Origin of the sequence: Serratia myotis, from assembly GCF_027474885.1 — a bacterium.
In the GTDB taxonomy this organism is placed as follows: Bacteria; Pseudomonadota; Gammaproteobacteria; order Enterobacterales; family Enterobacteriaceae; genus Serratia; species Serratia proteamaculans.
Window position 1 is genome coordinate 283,119 of the sequence record NZ_CP099707.1, and the last position, 18,070, is coordinate 301,188.

Consider the following 18,070-nt stretch of genomic DNA (forward strand, 5'->3'; position numbering starts at 1 on the left):
TTGATCGGTTTGGTTTGCCTTGCAGTGCGAGGCAAAGTTGTCTGTTCTGAATTCATTGTGACAGGTTGGTTTATGAGTGCGAATACCGAGGCTCAAGGGAGCGGGCGCGGCCTGGAAACGGCTAAGTGGCTGATCGTCGCTGTTCTGTTGGTTGTAGCGATTGTCGGTAACTATTTCTACCGTGATTTCAGTCTGCCATTACGCGCGCTGGCCGTTGTAGTGGTTATCGCCGTTGCAGGCGCAGTGGCGCTGATGACGACCAAAGGCAAAGCCACCGTTGCGTTTGCACGCGAAGCGCGTACTGAAGTGCGCAAAGTGATCTGGCCAACTCGTCAGGAAACGCTACATACCACGTTGATCGTTGCCGCGGTAACTGCCGTGATGTCACTGATTCTGTGGGGGCTGGATGGTATTCTGGTCCGTCTGGTATCGTTTATTACTGGCCTGAGGTTCTAAAATGTCTGAAGCTCCAAAAAAACGTTGGTACGTCGTTCAGGCGTTTTCCGGTTTTGAAGGTCGCGTAGCGCAATCGCTGCGTGAATACATCAAACTGCATGATATGGAAGAACTGTTCGGCGAAGTCATGGTTCCTACGGAAGAAGTTGTTGAAATCCGTGGCGGACAGCGTCGCAAAAGCGAACGTAAATTCTTCCCGGGCTATGTACTGGTTCAGATGGTGATGAACGATGCCAGCTGGCACTTGGTACGCAGCGTTCCACGCGTAATGGGTTTCATCGGCGGGACTTCTGACCGTCCGGCTCCGATCAGCGACAAAGAAGTTGATGCGATTATGAACCGCCTGCAGCAGGTTGGTGATAAGCCGCGTCCGAAAACGCTGTTCGAACCGGGTGAACTGGTCCGCGTTAGCGATGGTCCGTTCGCTGACTTCAACGGCGTTGTTGAAGAAGTGGATTATGAGAAGAGCCGCCTGAAAGTTTCCGTTTCCATCTTTGGCCGTGCAACGCCAGTGGAACTGGACTTTGCTCAGGTCGAAAAAGGCTGATCAATTAATCAGCAATAAGTGGCTTTTTGCCGCTTGTCAGAGGCGCGAAATTGAACTATAATTTCGCGCCTTTTGTTTTTATAGGCCTTGCTCGTTGAGCGAGGTGAAACACGGGGAGCCTCTTACGAGGCGTTATTACCCAAACCGAGGAATTGTAAATGGCCAAGAAAGTACAAGCCTACGTTAAGCTGCAAGTTGCAGCCGGTATGGCGAACCCAAGTCCGCCAGTTGGTCCAGCTCTGGGTCAGCAAGGCGTTAACATCATGGAATTCTGTAAGGCGTTCAATGCTAAGACTGACAGCGTTGAGAAAGGCCTGCCGATTCCGGTTGTTATTACTGTTTATTCTGACCGCTCCTTCACTTTCGTTACCAAAACCCCGCCAGCAGCAGTTCTGCTGAAAAAAGCGGCTGGTATCAAGTCTGGTTCAGGCAAGCCGAACAAAGACAAAGTAGGTAAAGTGACTAGTGCTCAGGTACGTGAAATCGCAGAAACCAAAGCTGCGGACATGACTGGTTCTAACGTTGAAGCGATGACTCGCTCCATCGAAGGTACCGCTCGTTCCATGGGCCTGGTAGTGGAGGATTAAGAAATGGCTAAGCTGACCAAGCGCATGCGCGTGATCCGTGACAAAGTTGATGCTACTAAACAGTATGACATCACCGAAGCTGTTGCTCTGCTGAAAGAGCTGGCCACCGCTAAATTCGTAGAAAGCGTTGACGTTGCTGTTAACCTCGGCATCGACGCTCGTAAATCTGACCAAAACGTTCGTGGCGCTACCGTTCTGCCTAACGGCACCGGTCGTTCCGTTCGCGTTGCCGTATTTGCCCAGGGCCCTAACGCTGAAGCTGCTAAAGCTGCTGGCGCAGAGCTGGTAGGTATGGAAGATCTGGCAGACCAGATCAAAAAAGGCGAAATGAACTTCGACGTTGTTATTGCTTCCCCGGATGCAATGCGCGTTGTTGGTCAACTGGGCCAGATCCTGGGTCCACGTGGCCTGATGCCAAACCCGAAAGTGGGTACCGTTACTCCGAACGTTGCTGAAGCAGTGAAAAACGCTAAAGCAGGTCAGGTTCGTTATCGTAACGACAAAAACGGCATCATCCATACCACTATCGGTAAGGTTGATTTCGAGTCAGACAAGCTGAAAGAAAACCTCGAGTCTCTGCTGGTTGCGCTGAAAAAAGCAAAACCATCCCAGGCTAAAGGCGTGTACATCAAGAAAGTTAGCCTCTCCACCACCATGGGTGCTGGTTTGGCTATCGATCAAAGCGGCCTGACTGCTGTAGCGAACTAATCGCCCTGCGATTATCGCTTTGACTTGGGGTTAAGATTTGTCTAGAATCTTATCCCCCAAGGTTTTGCTATTGGCAATAGCCATCAGCGAGACAAAGATTTTTCGGTTGGAGCCTGGCCTATCCAGGCCTCCGTCCAAGACCGCAGGTGTATCGAAAGGTACTTAATCCTTCCTGCGTAGACGGTGACAGAGCCTAAAGAATTTTTTTCTTTTTATAAAAGAATAGTCTTTGCTGGATTCTGCTCACCGTGTTTGAACGCTCTCACTGCGTGATTTATCACAAGGTGTTGAGTGATGTGAGTGCCGGGGATTTCCCCCGGCTAAATCCAGGAGCAAAAAGCTAATGGCATTAAATCTTCAAGACAAACAAGCGATTGTTGCTGAAGTCAACGAAGTAGCCAAAGGCGCGCTGTCTGCGGTTGTTGCGGATTCCCGTGGCGTTACCGTTGATAAAATGACTGAACTGCGTAAAGCAGGTCGTGAAGCTGGCGTTTACATGCGTGTTGTTCGTAACACCCTGATGCGTCGCGTAGTTGAAGGCACTCCATTCGAATGCCTGAAAGACACGTTTGTCGGTCCTACCTTGATTGCATTTTCTCATGAACACCCGGGCGCTGCTGCTCGTCTGTTCAAAGATTTCGCGAAAGCGAATGCAAAGTTCGAGATTAAAGCTGCGGCCTTTGAAGGTGAGCTGATCCCTGCGGCACAAATTGACCGCTTGGCAACTCTGCCTACTTACGATGAAGCAATCGCACGCCTGATGGCAACCATGAAAGAAGCCGCTGCTGGCAAATTGGTTCGCACTCTGGCTGCACTGCGCGATCAGAAAGAAGCGGCATAAGCCCTTTTTCTTATCCGTTGCTTACGTATTTAAACTATTTCTGAATTTTAGGAACTTTTGTTATGTCTATCACTAAAGACCAAATTATCGAAGGCGTTGCAGCTCTGTCTGTAATGGAAATCGTTGAACTGATCGCCGCTATGGAAGAGAAGTTCGGTGTTTCTGCTGCTGCTGTAGCTGCAGGTCCTGCTGCTGCTGCTGAAGCTGTTGAAGAAAAAACTGAATTCGACGTTGTACTGAAAGGTATCGGCGCGAACAAAGTTGCAGTAATCAAAGCAGTACGTGGCGCAACTGGCCTGGGTCTGAAAGAAGCTAAAGACCTGGTTGAGTCTGCACCAGCAGCACTGAAAGAAGGCATCAGCAAAGACGACGCTGAAGCACTGAAAAAAGCTCTGGAAGAAGCTGGCGCTGAAGTTGAAGTTAAATAAGCCACTGCTTTCTGAGTGCAGTCTGTTTTAACTAACAGACTGATGGCTGGTGACTTTTTGGTCACCAGCCTTTTTGCGCTGTAGGGCGTCAGTAGAGTTTCACACTGTTTGGCTACTGGCTAACCCCAATATTTCTTTCTATCGACGACTTAATATATTGCCTTCCCTGCCGCAGCAAAATCTGCCGCACACCGCAACGAAATGATTTAAGCGTGATAGAAACGAGTATTGCGGAGAGTGTTCCCGCTTTCCGGTCGACAAAATGGTGTTGCGTGAACCGTCCTTATATCCGGACGGACAAATAGGTTCGACTTTCCAGCGAGCTGAGGAACCCTATGGTTTACTCCTATACCGAGAAAAAACGTATTCGTAAGGATTTTGGTAAGCGTCCACAAGTTTTGGACATACCATATCTCCTTTCTATCCAGCTTGATTCGTTCCAGAAGTTTATCGAGCAAGATCCAGAAGGGCAGCACGGCCTAGAAGCCGCCTTCCGTTCTGTTTTCCCAATCCAGAGCTACAGTGGCAATTCGGAGCTGCAATACGTTAGCTACCGTCTTGGTGAGCCGGTCTTCGACGTCAAAGAGTGCCAGATCCGTGGTGTGACGTTCTCTGCACCGCTGCGCGTAAAACTGCGCCTGGTAATCTATGAGCGTGAAGCTCCGGAAGGTACGGTCAAAGACATCAAGGAACAAGAAGTCTATATGGGCGAAATTCCGCTCATGACCGAAAACGGCACCTTTGTGATCAACGGTACTGAGAGGGTTATCGTATCTCAGCTTCACCGTAGTCCTGGCGTATTCTTTGACAGCGATAAGGGTAAAACCCACTCTTCGGGTAAAGTGCTGTATAACGCACGTATCATCCCTTACCGCGGTTCATGGTTGGATTTCGAGTTTGACCCGAAAGACAACCTGTTTGTACGTATTGACCGTCGCCGTAAATTGCCTGCGACCATCATTCTGCGTGCATTGAGCTTCACCACTGAGCAGATCCTTGACCTGTTCTTTGCGAAAGTAGTTTACGAGATCCGTGATAACAAGCTGCAGATGGAGCTGGTTCCAGAACGTCTGCGTGGTGAGACTGCTTCGTTTGATATCGAAGCCAACGGCAAGATCTACATTGAGAAAGGCCGTCGTATCACCGCTCGTCATATCCGTCAGCTCGAAAAAGACGAAATTCAGAGTATTGAAGTACCGGTTGAGTACATCGCGGGCAAAGTGGTCGCGAAGGACTATATCGATACCAATACCGGTGAGCTGATCTGCGCAGCCAACATGGAGCTGTCGCTGGATCTGCTGGCCAAACTGAGCCAGTCAGGCCACAAGCGTATCGAAACGCTGTTCACCAACGATCTGGACCACGGTGCGTACATCTCTGAGACTGTACGTGTCGATCCAACTAGCGATCGTTTGAGCGCGCTGGTAGAAATCTACCGCATGATGCGCCCTGGTGAGCCGCCAACTCGCGAAGCTGCTGAAAACCTGTTTGAGAACCTGTTCTTCTCTGAAGACCGCTACGATCTGTCTGCGGTTGGCCGTATGAAGTTCAACCGTTCTCTGCTGCGTGACGAGATCGAAGGTTCGGGTATCCTGAGCAAAGACGACATCATTGAAGTGATGAAGAAGCTCATCGGTATCCGTAACGGTAAAGGCGAAGTGGACGATATCGACCACTTGGGCAACCGTCGTATCCGTTCCGTCGGCGAAATGGCTGAGAACCAGTTCCGTGTAGGTCTGGTGCGTGTTGAGCGTGCGGTTAAAGAACGTCTGTCCCTGGGCGATCTGGATACCCTGATGCCACAGGACATGATCAACGCCAAGCCGATTTCGGCCGCGGTGAAAGAGTTCTTCGGCTCCAGCCAGCTGTCTCAGTTTATGGACCAGAACAACCCGTTGTCCGAGATTACGCACAAACGTCGTATCTCTGCATTGGGCCCAGGCGGTCTGACCCGTGAACGTGCCGGCTTTGAAGTTCGAGACGTACACCCGACTCACTACGGTCGCGTGTGCCCAATCGAAACGCCGGAAGGTCCAAACATCGGTCTGATCAACTCCTTGTCCGTGTACGCACAGACAAACGAGTATGGCTTCCTGGAAACCCCGTACCGCCGCGTGCGTGACGGTTTGGTTACCGATGAAATCAACTATCTGTCTGCTATTGAAGAAGGCAACTTCGTTATCGCTCAGGCGAACTCCAACCTGAGTGAAGACGGCCGCTTCGAAGAAGACCTGGTCACCTGTCGTAGCAAAGGCGAGTCAAGCCTGTTCAGCCGCGACCAGGTTGACTATATGGACGTATCAACCCAGCAGATTGTTTCCGTTGGTGCTTCACTGATTCCATTCCTGGAACACGATGACGCCAACCGTGCATTGATGGGTGCGAACATGCAACGTCAGGCGGTTCCAACCTTGCGCGCTGATAAGCCGCTGGTAGGTACCGGTATGGAACGTGCTGTAGCTGTTGACTCCGGTGTTACTGCCGTAGCTCGACGTGGCGGTGTGATCCAGTACGTGGATGCTTCCCGTATCGTTATTAAAGTTAACGAAGACGAGATGCTCGCGGGCGAAGCAGGTATCGATATTTATAACCTGACCAAGTACACCCGTTCTAACCAGAACACCTGTATCAACCAGATGCCGTGTGTGAATCTGGGTGAGCCAATCGAGCGCGGCGACGTGCTGGCAGATGGCCCGTCCACTGACCTGGGTGAACTGGCGTTGGGCCAGAACATGCGCGTGGCGTTCATGCCGTGGAACGGCTACAACTTCGAAGACTCCATCTTGGTGTCCGAGCGTGTAGTTCAGGAAGATCGCTTCACTACCATCCACATCCAGGAACTGGCATGTGTGTCTCGCGACACCAAGTTGGGGCCTGAAGAGATCACTGCCGACATCCCTAACGTGGGTGAAGCAGCGCTCTCCAAACTGGATGAGTCCGGTATCGTGTATATCGGTGCTGAAGTGACCGGTGGCGACATTCTGGTTGGCAAGGTAACACCAAAAGGTGAAACCCAGCTGACGCCAGAGGAGAAGCTGCTGCGTGCGATCTTCGGTGAGAAGGCATCTGATGTTAAAGATTCCTCTCTGCGTGTACCAAACGGCGTTTCCGGTACGATTATTGACGTGCAGGTCTTCACCCGCGATGGCGTGGAAAAAGACAAGCGTGCGTTGGAAATCGAAGAGATGCAGCTGAAGCAGGCGAAAAAAGACCTGACTGAAGAACTGCAAATCCTGGAAGCCGGTCTGTTTGCACGTATCCATGCGGTGCTGGTTGCTGGCGGTGTTGAAGCTGAAAAGCTGAGCAAGCTGCCACGCGATCGCTGGCTGGAACTGGGCCTGACCGACGAAGAGAAGCAAAACCAGCTGGAACAGTTGGCAGAGCAGTACGACGAGCTGAAATCCGACTTCGAGAAGAAGATGGACGCCAAGCGTCGTAAGATCACCCAGGGCGATGATCTGGCACCAGGCGTGCTGAAAATCGTTAAGGTTTATCTGGCTGTTAAGCGTCAGATCCAACCGGGTGACAAGATGGCAGGCCGCCACGGTAACAAGGGTGTTATCTCCAAGATCAACCCGATCGAAGATATGCCTTACGATGAAAACGGCACGCCGGTTGACATCGTACTGAACCCGTTGGGCGTACCATCACGTATGAACATCGGTCAGATCCTGGAAACCCACTTGGGTATGGCTGCGAAAGGCATTGGTGAGAAGATCAACCAAATGCTGAAGCAGCATCAGGAAGTGGCCAAGCTGCGTGAGTTCATTCAGAAGGCCTACGATCTGGGCGACGATGTCTGCCAGAAAGTTGACCTGAACACCTTCACCGACGACGAAGTACTGCGTCTGGCAGAGAACCTGAAAAAAGGTATGCCAATCGCAACGCCGGTGTTTGATGGTGCGAAAGAGAGTGAAATCAAGCAACTGCTGGAAATGGGCGGGGTCCCAACCTCGGGTCAGATTACGCTGTTCGATGGCCGTACCGGTGAGCAATTTGAGCGCCAGGTTACCGTAGGCTATATGTACATGCTGAAACTGAACCACTTGGTTGACGATAAAATGCACGCCCGTTCAACCGGTTCTTACAGCTTGGTTACTCAGCAGCCGCTGGGTGGTAAGGCGCAGTTCGGTGGTCAACGCTTCGGTGAGATGGAAGTGTGGGCACTGGAAGCATACGGCGCAGCTTATACCCTGCAGGAAATGCTCACCGTTAAGTCGGATGACGTTAACGGCCGTACCAAGATGTACAAAAACATCGTGGATGGCGATCACCGCATGGAACCAGGCATGCCGGAGTCCTTCAACGTACTGTTGAAAGAAATCCGCTCGCTCGGTATTAACATCGAACTGGAAGGCGATTAATCGTTTTTCCAGCTCAGGCTCCCGACCTTAGGGAGCCTGAGGGTGGTTGTTCAGGTCACACGGGTGCGCGTTTGTCAGCGTGCACCCAACAGGTTTAACTCCGACAGGAGCCAATCCGTGAAAGACTTATTAAAGTTTCTGAAAGCGCAAACTAAGACCGAAGAGTTTGATGCGATCAAGATTGCTCTGGCATCGCCAGACATGATCCGTTCGTGGTCGTTCGGCGAAGTTAAGAAGCCGGAAACCATTAACTACCGTACGTTCAAACCAGAACGTGACGGCCTTTTCTGCGCCCGTATCTTTGGGCCGGTAAAAGACTATGAGTGCCTGTGCGGTAAGTACAAGCGCTTAAAACACCGCGGCGTAATCTGTGAGAAGTGCGGCGTTGAAGTGACCCAGACCAAAGTACGCCGTGAGCGTATGGGCCACATCGAGCTGGCATCACCGACTGCGCACATCTGGTTCCTGAAATCGCTGCCATCCCGCATCGGTTTGTTGCTGGATATGCCGCTGCGTGACATCGAACGTGTACTGTACTTCGAATCCTATGTGGTTATCGAAGGCGGTATGACTAACCTCGAGCGTCGTCAGATCCTGACTGAAGAGCAGTATCTGGATGCGCTGGAAGAGTTCGGTGACGAATTCGACGCCAAGATGGGTGCGGAAGCTATTCAGGCCCTGTTGAAAAACATGGATCTGGAGCAAGAGTGTGAAACTCTGCGCGAAGAGCTGAACGAAACCAACTCCGAAACCAAGCGTAAGAAGCTGACCAAGCGTATCAAGCTGCTGGAAGCGTTCGTACAGTCTGGCAACAAGCCAGAGTGGATGATCCTGACCGTGCTGCCGGTACTGCCGCCGGATCTGCGTCCGCTGGTTCCGTTGGATGGCGGTCGTTTCGCGACTTCAGATCTGAACGATCTGTATCGCCGCGTGATCAACCGTAACAACCGTCTGAAACGCCTGCTGGATCTGGCTGCGCCTGACATCATCGTGCGCAACGAAAAGCGTATGCTGCAAGAAGCGGTAGATGCCTTGCTGGATAACGGCCGTCGCGGTCGTGCGATCACCGGTTCCAACAAGCGTCCTCTGAAATCTTTAGCCGACATGATCAAAGGTAAGCAGGGTCGTTTCCGTCAGAACTTGTTGGGTAAACGTGTTGACTACTCGGGTCGTTCTGTAATCACCGTAGGTCCATACCTGCGTCTGCATCAGTGCGGTCTGCCTAAGAAAATGGCACTGGAGCTGTTCAAACCGTTCATCTACGGCAAGCTGGAGCTGCGTGGCCTGGCCACCACCATCAAAGCCGCCAAGAAAATGGTTGAGCGCGAAGAAGCTGTCGTTTGGGACATCCTGGACGAAGTTATCCGCGAACACCCGGTACTGCTGAACCGTGCACCAACCCTGCACCGTTTGGGTATCCAGGCGTTTGAACCGGTTCTGATCGAAGGTAAAGCTATCCAGCTGCACCCGCTGGTTTGTGCGGCATACAACGCCGACTTCGATGGTGACCAGATGGCAGTACACGTTCCGCTGACGCTTGAAGCTCAGCTGGAAGCGCGTGCGCTGATGATGTCTACCAACAACATCCTGTCACCTGCGAACGGCGAGCCAATCATCGTTCCTTCTCAGGACGTTGTATTGGGTCTGTACTACATGACCCGTGACTGTGTTAACGCCAAAGGCGAAGGCATGGTGTTGAGTGGCCCGAAAGAAGCGGAACGTATTTACCGCGCCGGTCTGGCTTCTCTGCATGCGCGTGTCAAAGTGCGTATCACCGAAGAGATCAAAAACACCGAAGGCGAGTCTGTACACCAGACTTCGATCATCGACACTACCGTAGGTCGTGCCATCCTGTGGATGATCGTACCGCGCGGTCTGCCGTACTCGATCGTTAACCAGCCTTTGGGCAAGAAAGCTATCTCCAAGATGCTGAACACCTGTTACCGCATCCTGGGCCTGAAGCCGACCGTTATCTTTGCTGACCAGATCATGTACACCGGTTTTGCTTACGCTGCCCGTTCAGGCGCGTCAGTAGGTATCGATGACATGGTAATCCCTGCCAAGAAAGCAGAGATCATCGAAGAAGCAGAAACCGAAGTTGCCGAAATCCAGGAGCAGTTCCAGTCTGGTTTGGTGACCGCCGGCGAACGCTACAACAAAGTGATCGATATCTGGGCCGCAGCGAACGAACGTGTTGCCAAGGCGATGATGGAAAACTTGTCTGTTGAAGACGTCGTCAACCGTGACGGTGTTGTTGAACAGCAGGTTTCCTTCAACAGTATCTTTATGATGGCCGACTCCGGTGCGCGTGGTTCTGCAGCACAGATTCGTCAGCTGGCCGGTATGCGTGGCCTGATGGCTAAGCCGGATGGTTCCATCATTGAAACGCCAATCACAGCGAACTTCCGTGAAGGTCTGAACGTACTCCAGTACTTCATCTCCACGCACGGTGCTCGTAAAGGTCTGGCGGATACCGCACTGAAAACGGCTAACTCCGGTTATCTGACCCGTCGTCTGGTTGACGTGGCACAGGATCTGGTGGTTACCGAAGACGACTGTGGTACTCACAACGGCATCCTGATGACTCCGGTTATCGAAGGTGGTGACGTTAAAGAGCCACTGCGCGAACGTGTTCTGGGTCGTGTGACAGCAGAAGATATCATCAAGCCGGGTACGGCTGATATCCTGGTGCCACGTAACACCCTGCTGCACGAGAAGACTTGTGACCTGTTGGAAGAGAACTCTGTCGACAGCGTTAAAGTCCGTTCCGTGGTTAGCTGTGAAACCGATTTTGGTGTGTGTGCAAACTGCTATGGTCGCGACCTGGCACGTGGCCACATCATCAACAAAGGCGAAGCTATCGGCGTTATCGCGGCACAGTCAATCGGTGAGCCGGGTACACAGCTGACGATGCGTACGTTCCACATCGGTGGTGCGGCATCTCGTGCGGCTGCTGAATCCAGCATCCAGGTGAAAAACAAGGGTACTCTGAAGCTGAGCAATGTGAAGTTCGTAATGAACGCCGCAGGCAAGCTGGTGATTACCTCTCGTAACACCGAACTGAAGCTGATCGACGAATTCGGCCGTACTAAAGAGCGCTATAAAGTGCCTTACGGTTCCGTCATGGGCAAAGGCGACGGCATCGAAGTTAACGGCGGCGAAACCGTTGCTAACTGGGATCCGCACACCATGCCAGTTATCACCGAAGTGAGTGGTTTCATCCGCTTCGCTGATATGGTTGACGGCCAGACCATTACCCGCCAGACCGACGAACTGACCGGTTTGTCTTCTCTGGTAGTACTGGACAGCGCAGAGCGTACCGGTAGCGGTAAAGACCTGCGTCCGGCACTGAAAATCGTTGATGCCAAAGGCGACGACGTATTGATCCCAGGTACTGATATGCCTGCTCAATACTTCCTGCCAGGTAAAGCGATTGTACAGCTGGAAGACGGCATTCAGATCGGTGCGGGTGATACCCTGGCGCGTATTCCTCAGGAATCCGGCGGTACCAAGGATATTACCGGTGGTCTGCCACGCGTTGCGGATCTGTTCGAAGCACGTCGTCCGAAAGAGCCGGCAATCCTGGCTGAAATCAGCGGGATTATCTCGTTCGGTAAAGAGACCAAAGGCAAACGTCGCCTGGTAATCTCTCCACTGGACGGCAGCGATGCTTACGAAGAGATGATTCCAAAATGGCGTCAGCTCAACGTGTTCGAAGGCGAAGTTGTGGAGCGTGGTGACGTTGTTTCTGACGGCCCAGAATCTCCGCACGACATTCTGCGTCTGCGTGGTGTGCATGCGGTTACTCGCTACATCACCAACGAAGTGCAGGAAGTTTACCGTCTGCAAGGCGTTAAGATTAACGATAAACACATTGAAGTTATCGTTCGTCAGATGCTGCGTAAAGGGACCATCGTTAGCGCTGGTAGCACCGAGTTCCTGGAAGGCGAGCAGGCTGAAGTGTCACGCGTTAAGATTGCCAACCGTCAGCTTGCTGCTGAAGGCAAAATCGAGGCAACCTTCTCACGCGATCTGCTGGGTATCACCAAGGCTTCCTTGGCGACCGAGTCCTTCATCTCCGCAGCATCGTTCCAGGAAACGACGCGCGTTCTGACCGAAGCGGCTGTTGCCGGTAAGCGTGATGAACTGCGTGGCCTGAAAGAGAACGTCATCGTGGGCCGTCTGATCCCAGCCGGTACCGGTTACGCTTATCATCAGGACCGCATGCGTCGTAAAGCTCAGGGTGAAACGCCAGTTGTTCCGCAGGTGAGCGCGGAAGAAGCAACGGCTAACCTGGCTGAACTGCTGAATGCAGGCAACCTGGGTGGCGGCAACAACGATTAATCGTTGAATGCGCCTTGGGGTTCGGCATTGCCGGACTCCGACCAGATAAACCGCTCCTTCGGGGGCGGTTTTTTTTTGCCTTTATGACACCGTTAAACAGCCCAGGGGCAACAAAGCAGATTAGCCGGATATCAACAGCGGGAGGACCCGGAGTCACGCGGGAGGGTAATCCGACGTGATCCGGGAGAGGGTAAGGCGGAGCTGTCGAGGAGGTGACGGCTCCGGCTGGCACCGGGTTTGGCAACCAGCATCGCCACTATAGCGGGGCTGATTTGCCCCGCCAGCGACGTCGATAGCTTCTGCGCAAGGCTCCCCTGGTTTTTTCAACGGTGCTGCAAGGCTTGCAGATTACTGCGGGCTGCGCCCCAGGTATCCGTCCCAGTCTTTCCACACCGGCTGTAAACCGGCGTCGCTGATGGCTTGCGCTACCTGCTGTGGGGTACGGCCATCGTGCGGTTCGAACTGTTCCAGTTCAGGGGCGACATCGTCGGCATAACCGCCAGGCTGGGTTTTGGATCCGGCACTGACGCTGTTGATCGCCACCGGGATCATATGATCGCGGAAGAACGGTGATTCACGCGTCGACAAAGACAGCTCTACATCGGGGGCGAACAGCCGGAAAGCACAGATTAACTGCACCAGTTGCGGCTCGCTCATGATCGACGCCGGTTCGATACCGCCGGCACAGGGACGCAGGCGCGGGAACGAGATGGAATAGCGGCTTTGCCAGTAGGTCTGCTGCAGGTAGAACAGGTGTTCGGCCAACATATAGCAGTCGGTACGCCAACTGTTGGAAAGCCCAATCAGTGCACCAAGACCGATCTTGTCGATCCCGGCGCGACCCAGGCGATCCGGCGTGGCCAGTCGCCAATGAAAATCCTGTTTCTGACCGCGCAGATGATGCTGCAGGTAAGTGGCGGGGTGGTAGGTTTCCTGATACACCAACACGCCATCCAATCCCAGCGCTTTCAGTTCGGCGTACTCTTTCTGCTCCAGGGGTTGCACCTCCATCATCAGCGAGCTGAAATGGCGGCGGATCGCTGGAATATGCTGTCGGAAATAGTCCATGCCGACCTTGGTCTGGTGTTCGCCGGTGACCAACAGCAAGTGCTCAAAACCCAGTGCCTTAATTGCCAGACACTCGCGTTCGATCTCGGCGGCATCCAGGGTTTTACGCTTGATGCGATTGCTCATCGAAAAACCGCAGTAGGTACAGTCGTTGGCGCACAGGTTGGACAGGTACAGCGGCACGTAGAAGCTGACCACGTTGCCAAAGCGTTGGCGCGTCAACTGCTGCGCACGCTGTGCCAATGGCTCAAGGTAGGATGCGGCGGCGGGGGAGATCAGCGCCATAAAATCTTCACGCGTCAGTTTTTCCGCATTCAGCGCGTGCTCGACATCACGTGCCGTCTTGCTGTTAATACGCAGCGAGATATCGTCCCAATCCAACTGCTGCCAGCGGCTACTGAAATCATCGGCCATCACAACATCTCCTCGCTCTGGCTGAGAAAAGCGGTCAGCGGGCTGGAGGCTATGGCATTGCGCTGGCTACTGCCCAATCCGGCCTGGCGTGCCAGCTCACCGGCTTCCAGTGCCAGACGAAATGCCCGCGCCATCTGCACCGGATCGCGCGCCACGGCGATAGCGGTATTCACCAGCACCGCATCGGCACCCAGTTCCATAGCCTCTAAGGCATGACTTGGCGCGCCAATACCGGCGTCGATCACCACCGGCACCCTGGCCTGTTCGATAATGATCTCGAGGAAATCGCGGGTGCGCAGCCCACGGTTGGAACCAATAGGCGCACCCAGCGGCATAACCGCGGCGCAGCCCGCTTCCTCCAACCGTTTACACAACACCGGATCGGCACCGCAGTAAGGCAGCACCACAAACCCTTCTTTTACCAGCGTTTCCGCCGCCTTCAGGGTTTCGATCGGGTCCGGCAGCAGGTATTTCACATCGGGATGGATTTCCAGCTTCACCCAGTGGGTACCAAGCGCTTCACGCGCCAGTCGGGCGGCAAACACCGCTTCTGCGGCGGTCTTCGCACCGGAGGTATTCGGTAGCAGGCGTACGCCCAGCTGTTGCAGCGGCGCCAGAATGGCGTCATTACCGCCACGCAGATCAACACGTTTCATGGCCATGGTGACTAACTGCGAGCCCGAGGCCTGCAGGGCATCCAGCATCAGCGTCGGCGTGGCAAATTTGCCGGTGCCGGTAAACAGGCGTGAGGTAAAAGTGGTATCGGCGATTTGCAGCATGTCAGCCTCCGGCGATCGCTTGAAACAACAGGATGTCATCACCGTCTTGCACCAGGTGGTTAGCCCAGTCGGCGCGCGGGATGATGGTTTGGTTGATAGCCAGCGCGGTGCCCGGCTGGTGGCGCTGCAATTGCTCGAGCAGGGCGGTGACGCTCAGCGGTTGCGCCAGCTCCAGCGGTTGGTCATTAAGCCGGATCTTCATGCTGAGCCTCCGCACGCCGCGCAGCAGCTGGCCTGACTGAGTTGCAAAGTGCTCCAGCTTTGTTGTCTGCCGTCGAACAACCGCAGTTTGCCGCTGAGGGAAGAAGGCAGGCCCGCCAGCATTTTTATCGCCTCCAGCGCTTGCAGCGTGCCAATGACGCCGACCACTGGGCCAAGGACGCCAGCGGTACGGCAATTGCGCTGGGGTACCGTTTGTTCCGGATACAGACAGGCGTAGCAGCCGTGGGCATAGGGAGGTTCTATCACCAGCAACTGACCACTGAAACCTACCGCACTGCCGCTGATCAGCGGTTTACCGGCCTTGATACAGGCGGCGTTTACCGCATGACGGGTTTCCATGTTATCGCTACAGTCTAAAATCAGATCGGCGCGTTCAACGGCCTGCTGCAACACTTCCCCCTGCAAACGCTGCTCCAGTGCGATGGACTCCACCATTGGGTTTAGCGCCTGTAATTGACGCTGTGCCAGGGCGGCTTTGCTTTGGGTTACGTCGGAACTGCGGTACAGGATTTGACGCTGTAGATTGGTGAGGTGCAGCGTATCGTCATCGGCCAGCAACAAGGTGCCGACGCCGGCGGCGGCCAGATAGAGCGAGGCGGGGGAGCCTAATCCCCCCAACCCGACGATCAGCGCCGTCGACTGTTTTAGCTTCTCCTGGCCTTCGGGGCCAATGTCCTCCAGCAATAACTGGCGGCTGTAGCGCAGGAACTCTTGATCGTTCAACATGGCATTACTCCTTGCCTTCGATCAGTTGTAGCAGTTGTGCGGTCGCTGCGCGCCAGTCCTCAGCCTGGGTAATGGCGCTGACCACGGCTACGCTGCCGACGCCACATTCCAGCACGGCCGCCACGCGATCGATGCTGATCCCGCCGATCGCCACCGTCGGATAGTCACTCAATCCGGCAATATGACGTTTCAGCTCCACCAGACCCTGAGGGGCGGAAGGCATGTCTTTGGTTTGCGTCGGGAAGATATGCCCCAGTGCAATATAGGAAGGTTTCACCGCAATGGCGCGAGCCAGCTCGCTATCATCATGGGTAGAAACCCCCAAACGCAGCCCCGCGCGGTGAATCGCCGCCAGATCGGTGGTAGCCAAATCCTCCTGGCCGAGATGCACGCCATAGGCACCGTGTTTAATCGCCAGTTGCCAGTAGTCATTGATAAACAATCGGGCATCGTACTGTTTGCCGAGGGCAATGGCCGCGGCAATGTCATCTTCGACCTGCTCATCCGGCAGATCCTTGATGCGCAGCTGAATTGTGGTGACGCCTGCTTCCAGCAAGCGGGCAATCCATTCAACGCTGTCGACCACCGGGTATAGCCCCAACTTGTGCGGAGTCGCGGGGAAAGGCGTGGTGATATCAGTCATTGCTCAGCTCCTCTTGCAGGTTGCCGGCGCTGTGGTACAGCTCGCTGCCGCGTGAGCGGAACTCGGCAGACATTTTTTCCATGCCGGTTAGCTGCACTTCTATCGGTTTGGCCGCTTCCTGCGCGGCGGCATAGTCGCGAACTTCTTGCGAAATTTTCATCGAGCAGAATTTTGGCCCGCACATGGAGCAGAAGTGGGCAATTTTGCCGGACTCCTGTGGCAGGGTTTCGTCGTGATAAGCACGTGCGGTGGCCGGATCGAGCGCCAGGTTGAATTGGTCTTCCCAGCGGAATTCGAAGCGCGCCTTGGACATGGCGTTATCGCGGATCTGCGCGCCGGGGTGCCCTTTAGCCAGATCGGCAGCGTGGGCGGCAATCTTGTAGGTGATCAGTCCCTGTTTGACATCCTCTTTATTCGGCAGGCCGAGGTGCTCCTTCGGCGTGACGTAACACAGCATGGCGCAGCCGAACCAGCCGATCATCGCGGCTCCGATGCCGGAGGTAAAGTGATCATAACCCGGGGCGATATCGGTGGTCAGCGGGCCGAGGGTATAGAACGGCGCTTCGTGGCAGTGCTCCAGCTCCTCGGTCATATTGCGGCGGATCATCTGCATCGGTACGTGGCCGGGGCCTTCGATCATCACCTGAACATCATATTCCCAGGCAATTTTGGTCAGTTCACCCAGGGTGTGCAGTTCGGCGAACTGTGCCTCGTCATTGGCGTCCTGAATCGAGCCAGGACGCAGGCCATCGCCGAGGGACAGAGAGACATCATAGGCGGCGCAAATCTCACAGATTTCGCGGAAGTGCTGGTAAAGGAAGTTTTCCTGATGATGCGACAGGCACCACTTGGCCATGATCGAACCGCCGCGGGAGACGATGCCGGTCAGGCGTTTGGCGGTCATCGGCACGTAACGCAGCAGTACACCGGCGTGAATGGTGAAGTAGTCAACACCTTGTTCTGCCTGCTCCAGCAGCGTATCGCGGAACATTTCCCAGGTGAGGTTTTCCGCTACGCCGTTCACCTTTTCCAGAGCCTGATAGATCGGTACCGTACCAATCGGTACCGGACTGTTACGCAGGATCCATTCGCGGGTTTCGTGAATATAGCGGCCGGTAGAAAGATCCATCACCGTATCCGCGCCCCAGCGGGTGGACCACACCAGTTTCTCGACTTCTTCCTCGATCGAAGAGGTCACCGCCGAGTTGCCGATGTTGGCGTTAACCTTCACCAGGAAGTTGCGGCCGATGATCATCGGCTCCGATTCCGGGTGGTTGATATTGGCAGGGATGATGGCGCGACCGGCGGCCACTTCCTGGCGGACAAATTCCGGCGTGATGTTCTCCGGCAGGTTGGCGCCCCAACTTTGTCCCGGATGCTGGTGGCGTAACACCTCACCGCGGATGCGTTCGCGACCCATGTTTTCGCGGATGGCGATAAACTCCATCTCCGGGGTAATGATACCGACGCGGGCGTAGTGCAACTGGGTGACGCATTTGCCCGGTTGCGCCTTGCGTGGTAACGGCAGATGTTCAAAGCGCAGGTGATCCAGGCCTTCATCGGCCAGGCGCTGCTGGGTAAAACCGGAACTGACGCCCTTGAGGGCTTCGGTATCACCGCGTTCGGTGATCCAACCCGCGCGTAACTTCGCCAGACCGGTGTGCACGTTGAGTTCGGATTGAGGATCGCCGTAAGGACCGGCAGTGTCATACACCGGGATGGCTTCGTTCTGCTCGTACTGCGGGTTGTCCTTCTCACCGCCGATCAGCGTCGGGCTGAGCTGAATTTCACGCATGGGCACCTGCAGATCGCTACGTGAGCCTTGCAGATAGATACGGCGTGAATTGGGGAAGGAGACCCCTTGCAGGGTGTCGATAAACTGCTGGGCTTCTTCGCGTTGCTCTTTACGGGCACGGGGTTTTTTAACGTTAGACATAGCAAGT

At 54.4% G+C, this 18,070-nt stretch carries 14 protein-coding genes; 8 read left to right on the forward strand and 6 right to left on the reverse strand.

Annotation, left to right across the window (positions count from 1 at the left end; translation table 11 throughout):
• Positions 1-72 precede the first annotated feature (72 nt).
• The 8 genes from secE (at position 73) to rpoC (ending at position 12,275) form a co-directional block, all read left to right on the forward strand.
• On the forward strand, positions 73-456 hold the full coding sequence (gene secE / locus NHG65_RS01285) for a preprotein translocase subunit SecE (RefSeq protein WP_012004740.1): 384 nt from the start codon (positions 73-75) through the stop codon (positions 454-456).
• A gap of 1 nt (position 457) precedes the next feature.
• The gene (gene nusG, locus NHG65_RS01290) at positions 458-1,003 is read left to right on the forward strand and encodes a transcription termination/antitermination protein NusG (protein ID WP_012004741.1); all 546 of its coding nucleotides are present in this window, start codon (positions 458-460) and stop codon (positions 1,001-1,003) included.
• A 158-nt stretch (positions 1,004-1,161) separates the two neighbouring features.
• On the forward strand, positions 1,162-1,590 hold the full coding sequence (gene rplK / locus NHG65_RS01295; protein WP_006323135.1) for a 50S ribosomal protein L11: 429 nt from the start codon (positions 1,162-1,164) through the stop codon (positions 1,588-1,590).
• Positions 1,591-1,593: 3 nt separating this feature from the next.
• The gene (gene rplA / locus NHG65_RS01300) at positions 1,594-2,298 is read left to right on the forward strand and encodes a 50S ribosomal protein L1 (protein ID WP_112349313.1); all 705 of its coding nucleotides are present in this window, start codon (positions 1,594-1,596) and stop codon (positions 2,296-2,298) included.
• Between the two features lie 343 nt (positions 2,299-2,641).
• Positions 2,642-3,139 carry a 50S ribosomal protein L10 gene (rplJ, locus tag NHG65_RS01305; protein ID WP_006323136.1) on the forward strand — a complete coding sequence of 166 codons (498 nt, stop codon included), beginning with the start codon at positions 2,642-2,644 and terminating at the stop codon, positions 3,137-3,139.
• Between the two features lie 62 nt (positions 3,140-3,201).
• On the forward strand, positions 3,202-3,567 hold the full coding sequence (gene rplL / locus NHG65_RS01310; RefSeq protein WP_012004743.1) for a 50S ribosomal protein L7/L12: 366 nt from the start codon (positions 3,202-3,204) through the stop codon (positions 3,565-3,567).
• 335 nt (positions 3,568-3,902) lie between these two features.
• Positions 3,903-7,931 (forward strand): DNA-directed RNA polymerase subunit beta, encoded by a 4,029-nt coding sequence (gene rpoB, locus NHG65_RS01315; protein WP_099064213.1) that lies wholly within the window; start codon positions 3,903-3,905, stop codon positions 7,929-7,931.
• Between the two features lie 117 nt (positions 7,932-8,048).
• Positions 8,049-12,275: a DNA-directed RNA polymerase subunit beta' gene (gene rpoC / locus NHG65_RS01320; RefSeq protein ID WP_099064212.1), complete on the forward strand. Its 4,227-nt coding sequence runs from the start codon at positions 8,049-8,051 to the stop codon at positions 12,273-12,275.
• A gap of 348 nt (positions 12,276-12,623) precedes the next feature.
• Here the strand turns inward: rpoC and thiH are convergent, their stop codons facing one another.
• Genes thiH through thiC form a run of 6 tightly spaced genes read right to left on the reverse strand, consistent with a single transcriptional unit; the run spans position 12,624 to position 18,063 of the window.
• A complete protein-coding gene (gene thiH / locus NHG65_RS01325; protein WP_207980139.1) occupies positions 12,624-13,757 on the reverse strand; it encodes a 2-iminoacetate synthase ThiH in 1,134 nt (377 codons plus the stop codon).
• The gene (locus NHG65_RS01330; RefSeq protein WP_099064210.1) at positions 13,757-14,536 is read right to left on the reverse strand and encodes a thiazole synthase; all 780 of its coding nucleotides are present in this window, start codon (positions 14,534-14,536) and stop codon (positions 13,757-13,759) included. Before NHG65_RS01330 ends, thiH begins: the two co-directional genes overlap by 1 nt.
• 1 nt (position 14,537) lies before the next feature.
• Positions 14,538-14,738 carry a sulfur carrier protein ThiS gene (thiS, locus tag NHG65_RS01335; RefSeq protein ID WP_085118477.1) on the reverse strand — a complete coding sequence of 67 codons (201 nt, stop codon included), beginning with the start codon at positions 14,736-14,738 and terminating at the stop codon, positions 14,538-14,540.
• Positions 14,735-15,484: a HesA/MoeB/ThiF family protein gene (locus NHG65_RS01340; RefSeq protein ID WP_499182860.1), complete on the reverse strand. Its 750-nt coding sequence runs from the start codon at positions 15,482-15,484 to the stop codon at positions 14,735-14,737. Before NHG65_RS01340 ends, thiS begins: the two co-directional genes overlap by 4 nt.
• 4 nt (positions 15,485-15,488) lie before the next feature.
• A complete protein-coding gene (gene thiE, locus NHG65_RS01345; protein WP_099064207.1) occupies positions 15,489-16,127 on the reverse strand; it encodes a thiamine phosphate synthase in 639 nt (212 codons plus the stop codon).
• A complete protein-coding gene (gene thiC, locus NHG65_RS01350; RefSeq protein ID WP_099064206.1) occupies positions 16,120-18,063 on the reverse strand; it encodes a phosphomethylpyrimidine synthase ThiC in 1,944 nt (647 codons plus the stop codon). The genes thiE and thiC overlap by 8 nt, the downstream gene beginning before the upstream one ends.
• Between the last annotated feature and the right edge of the window lie 7 nt (positions 18,064-18,070).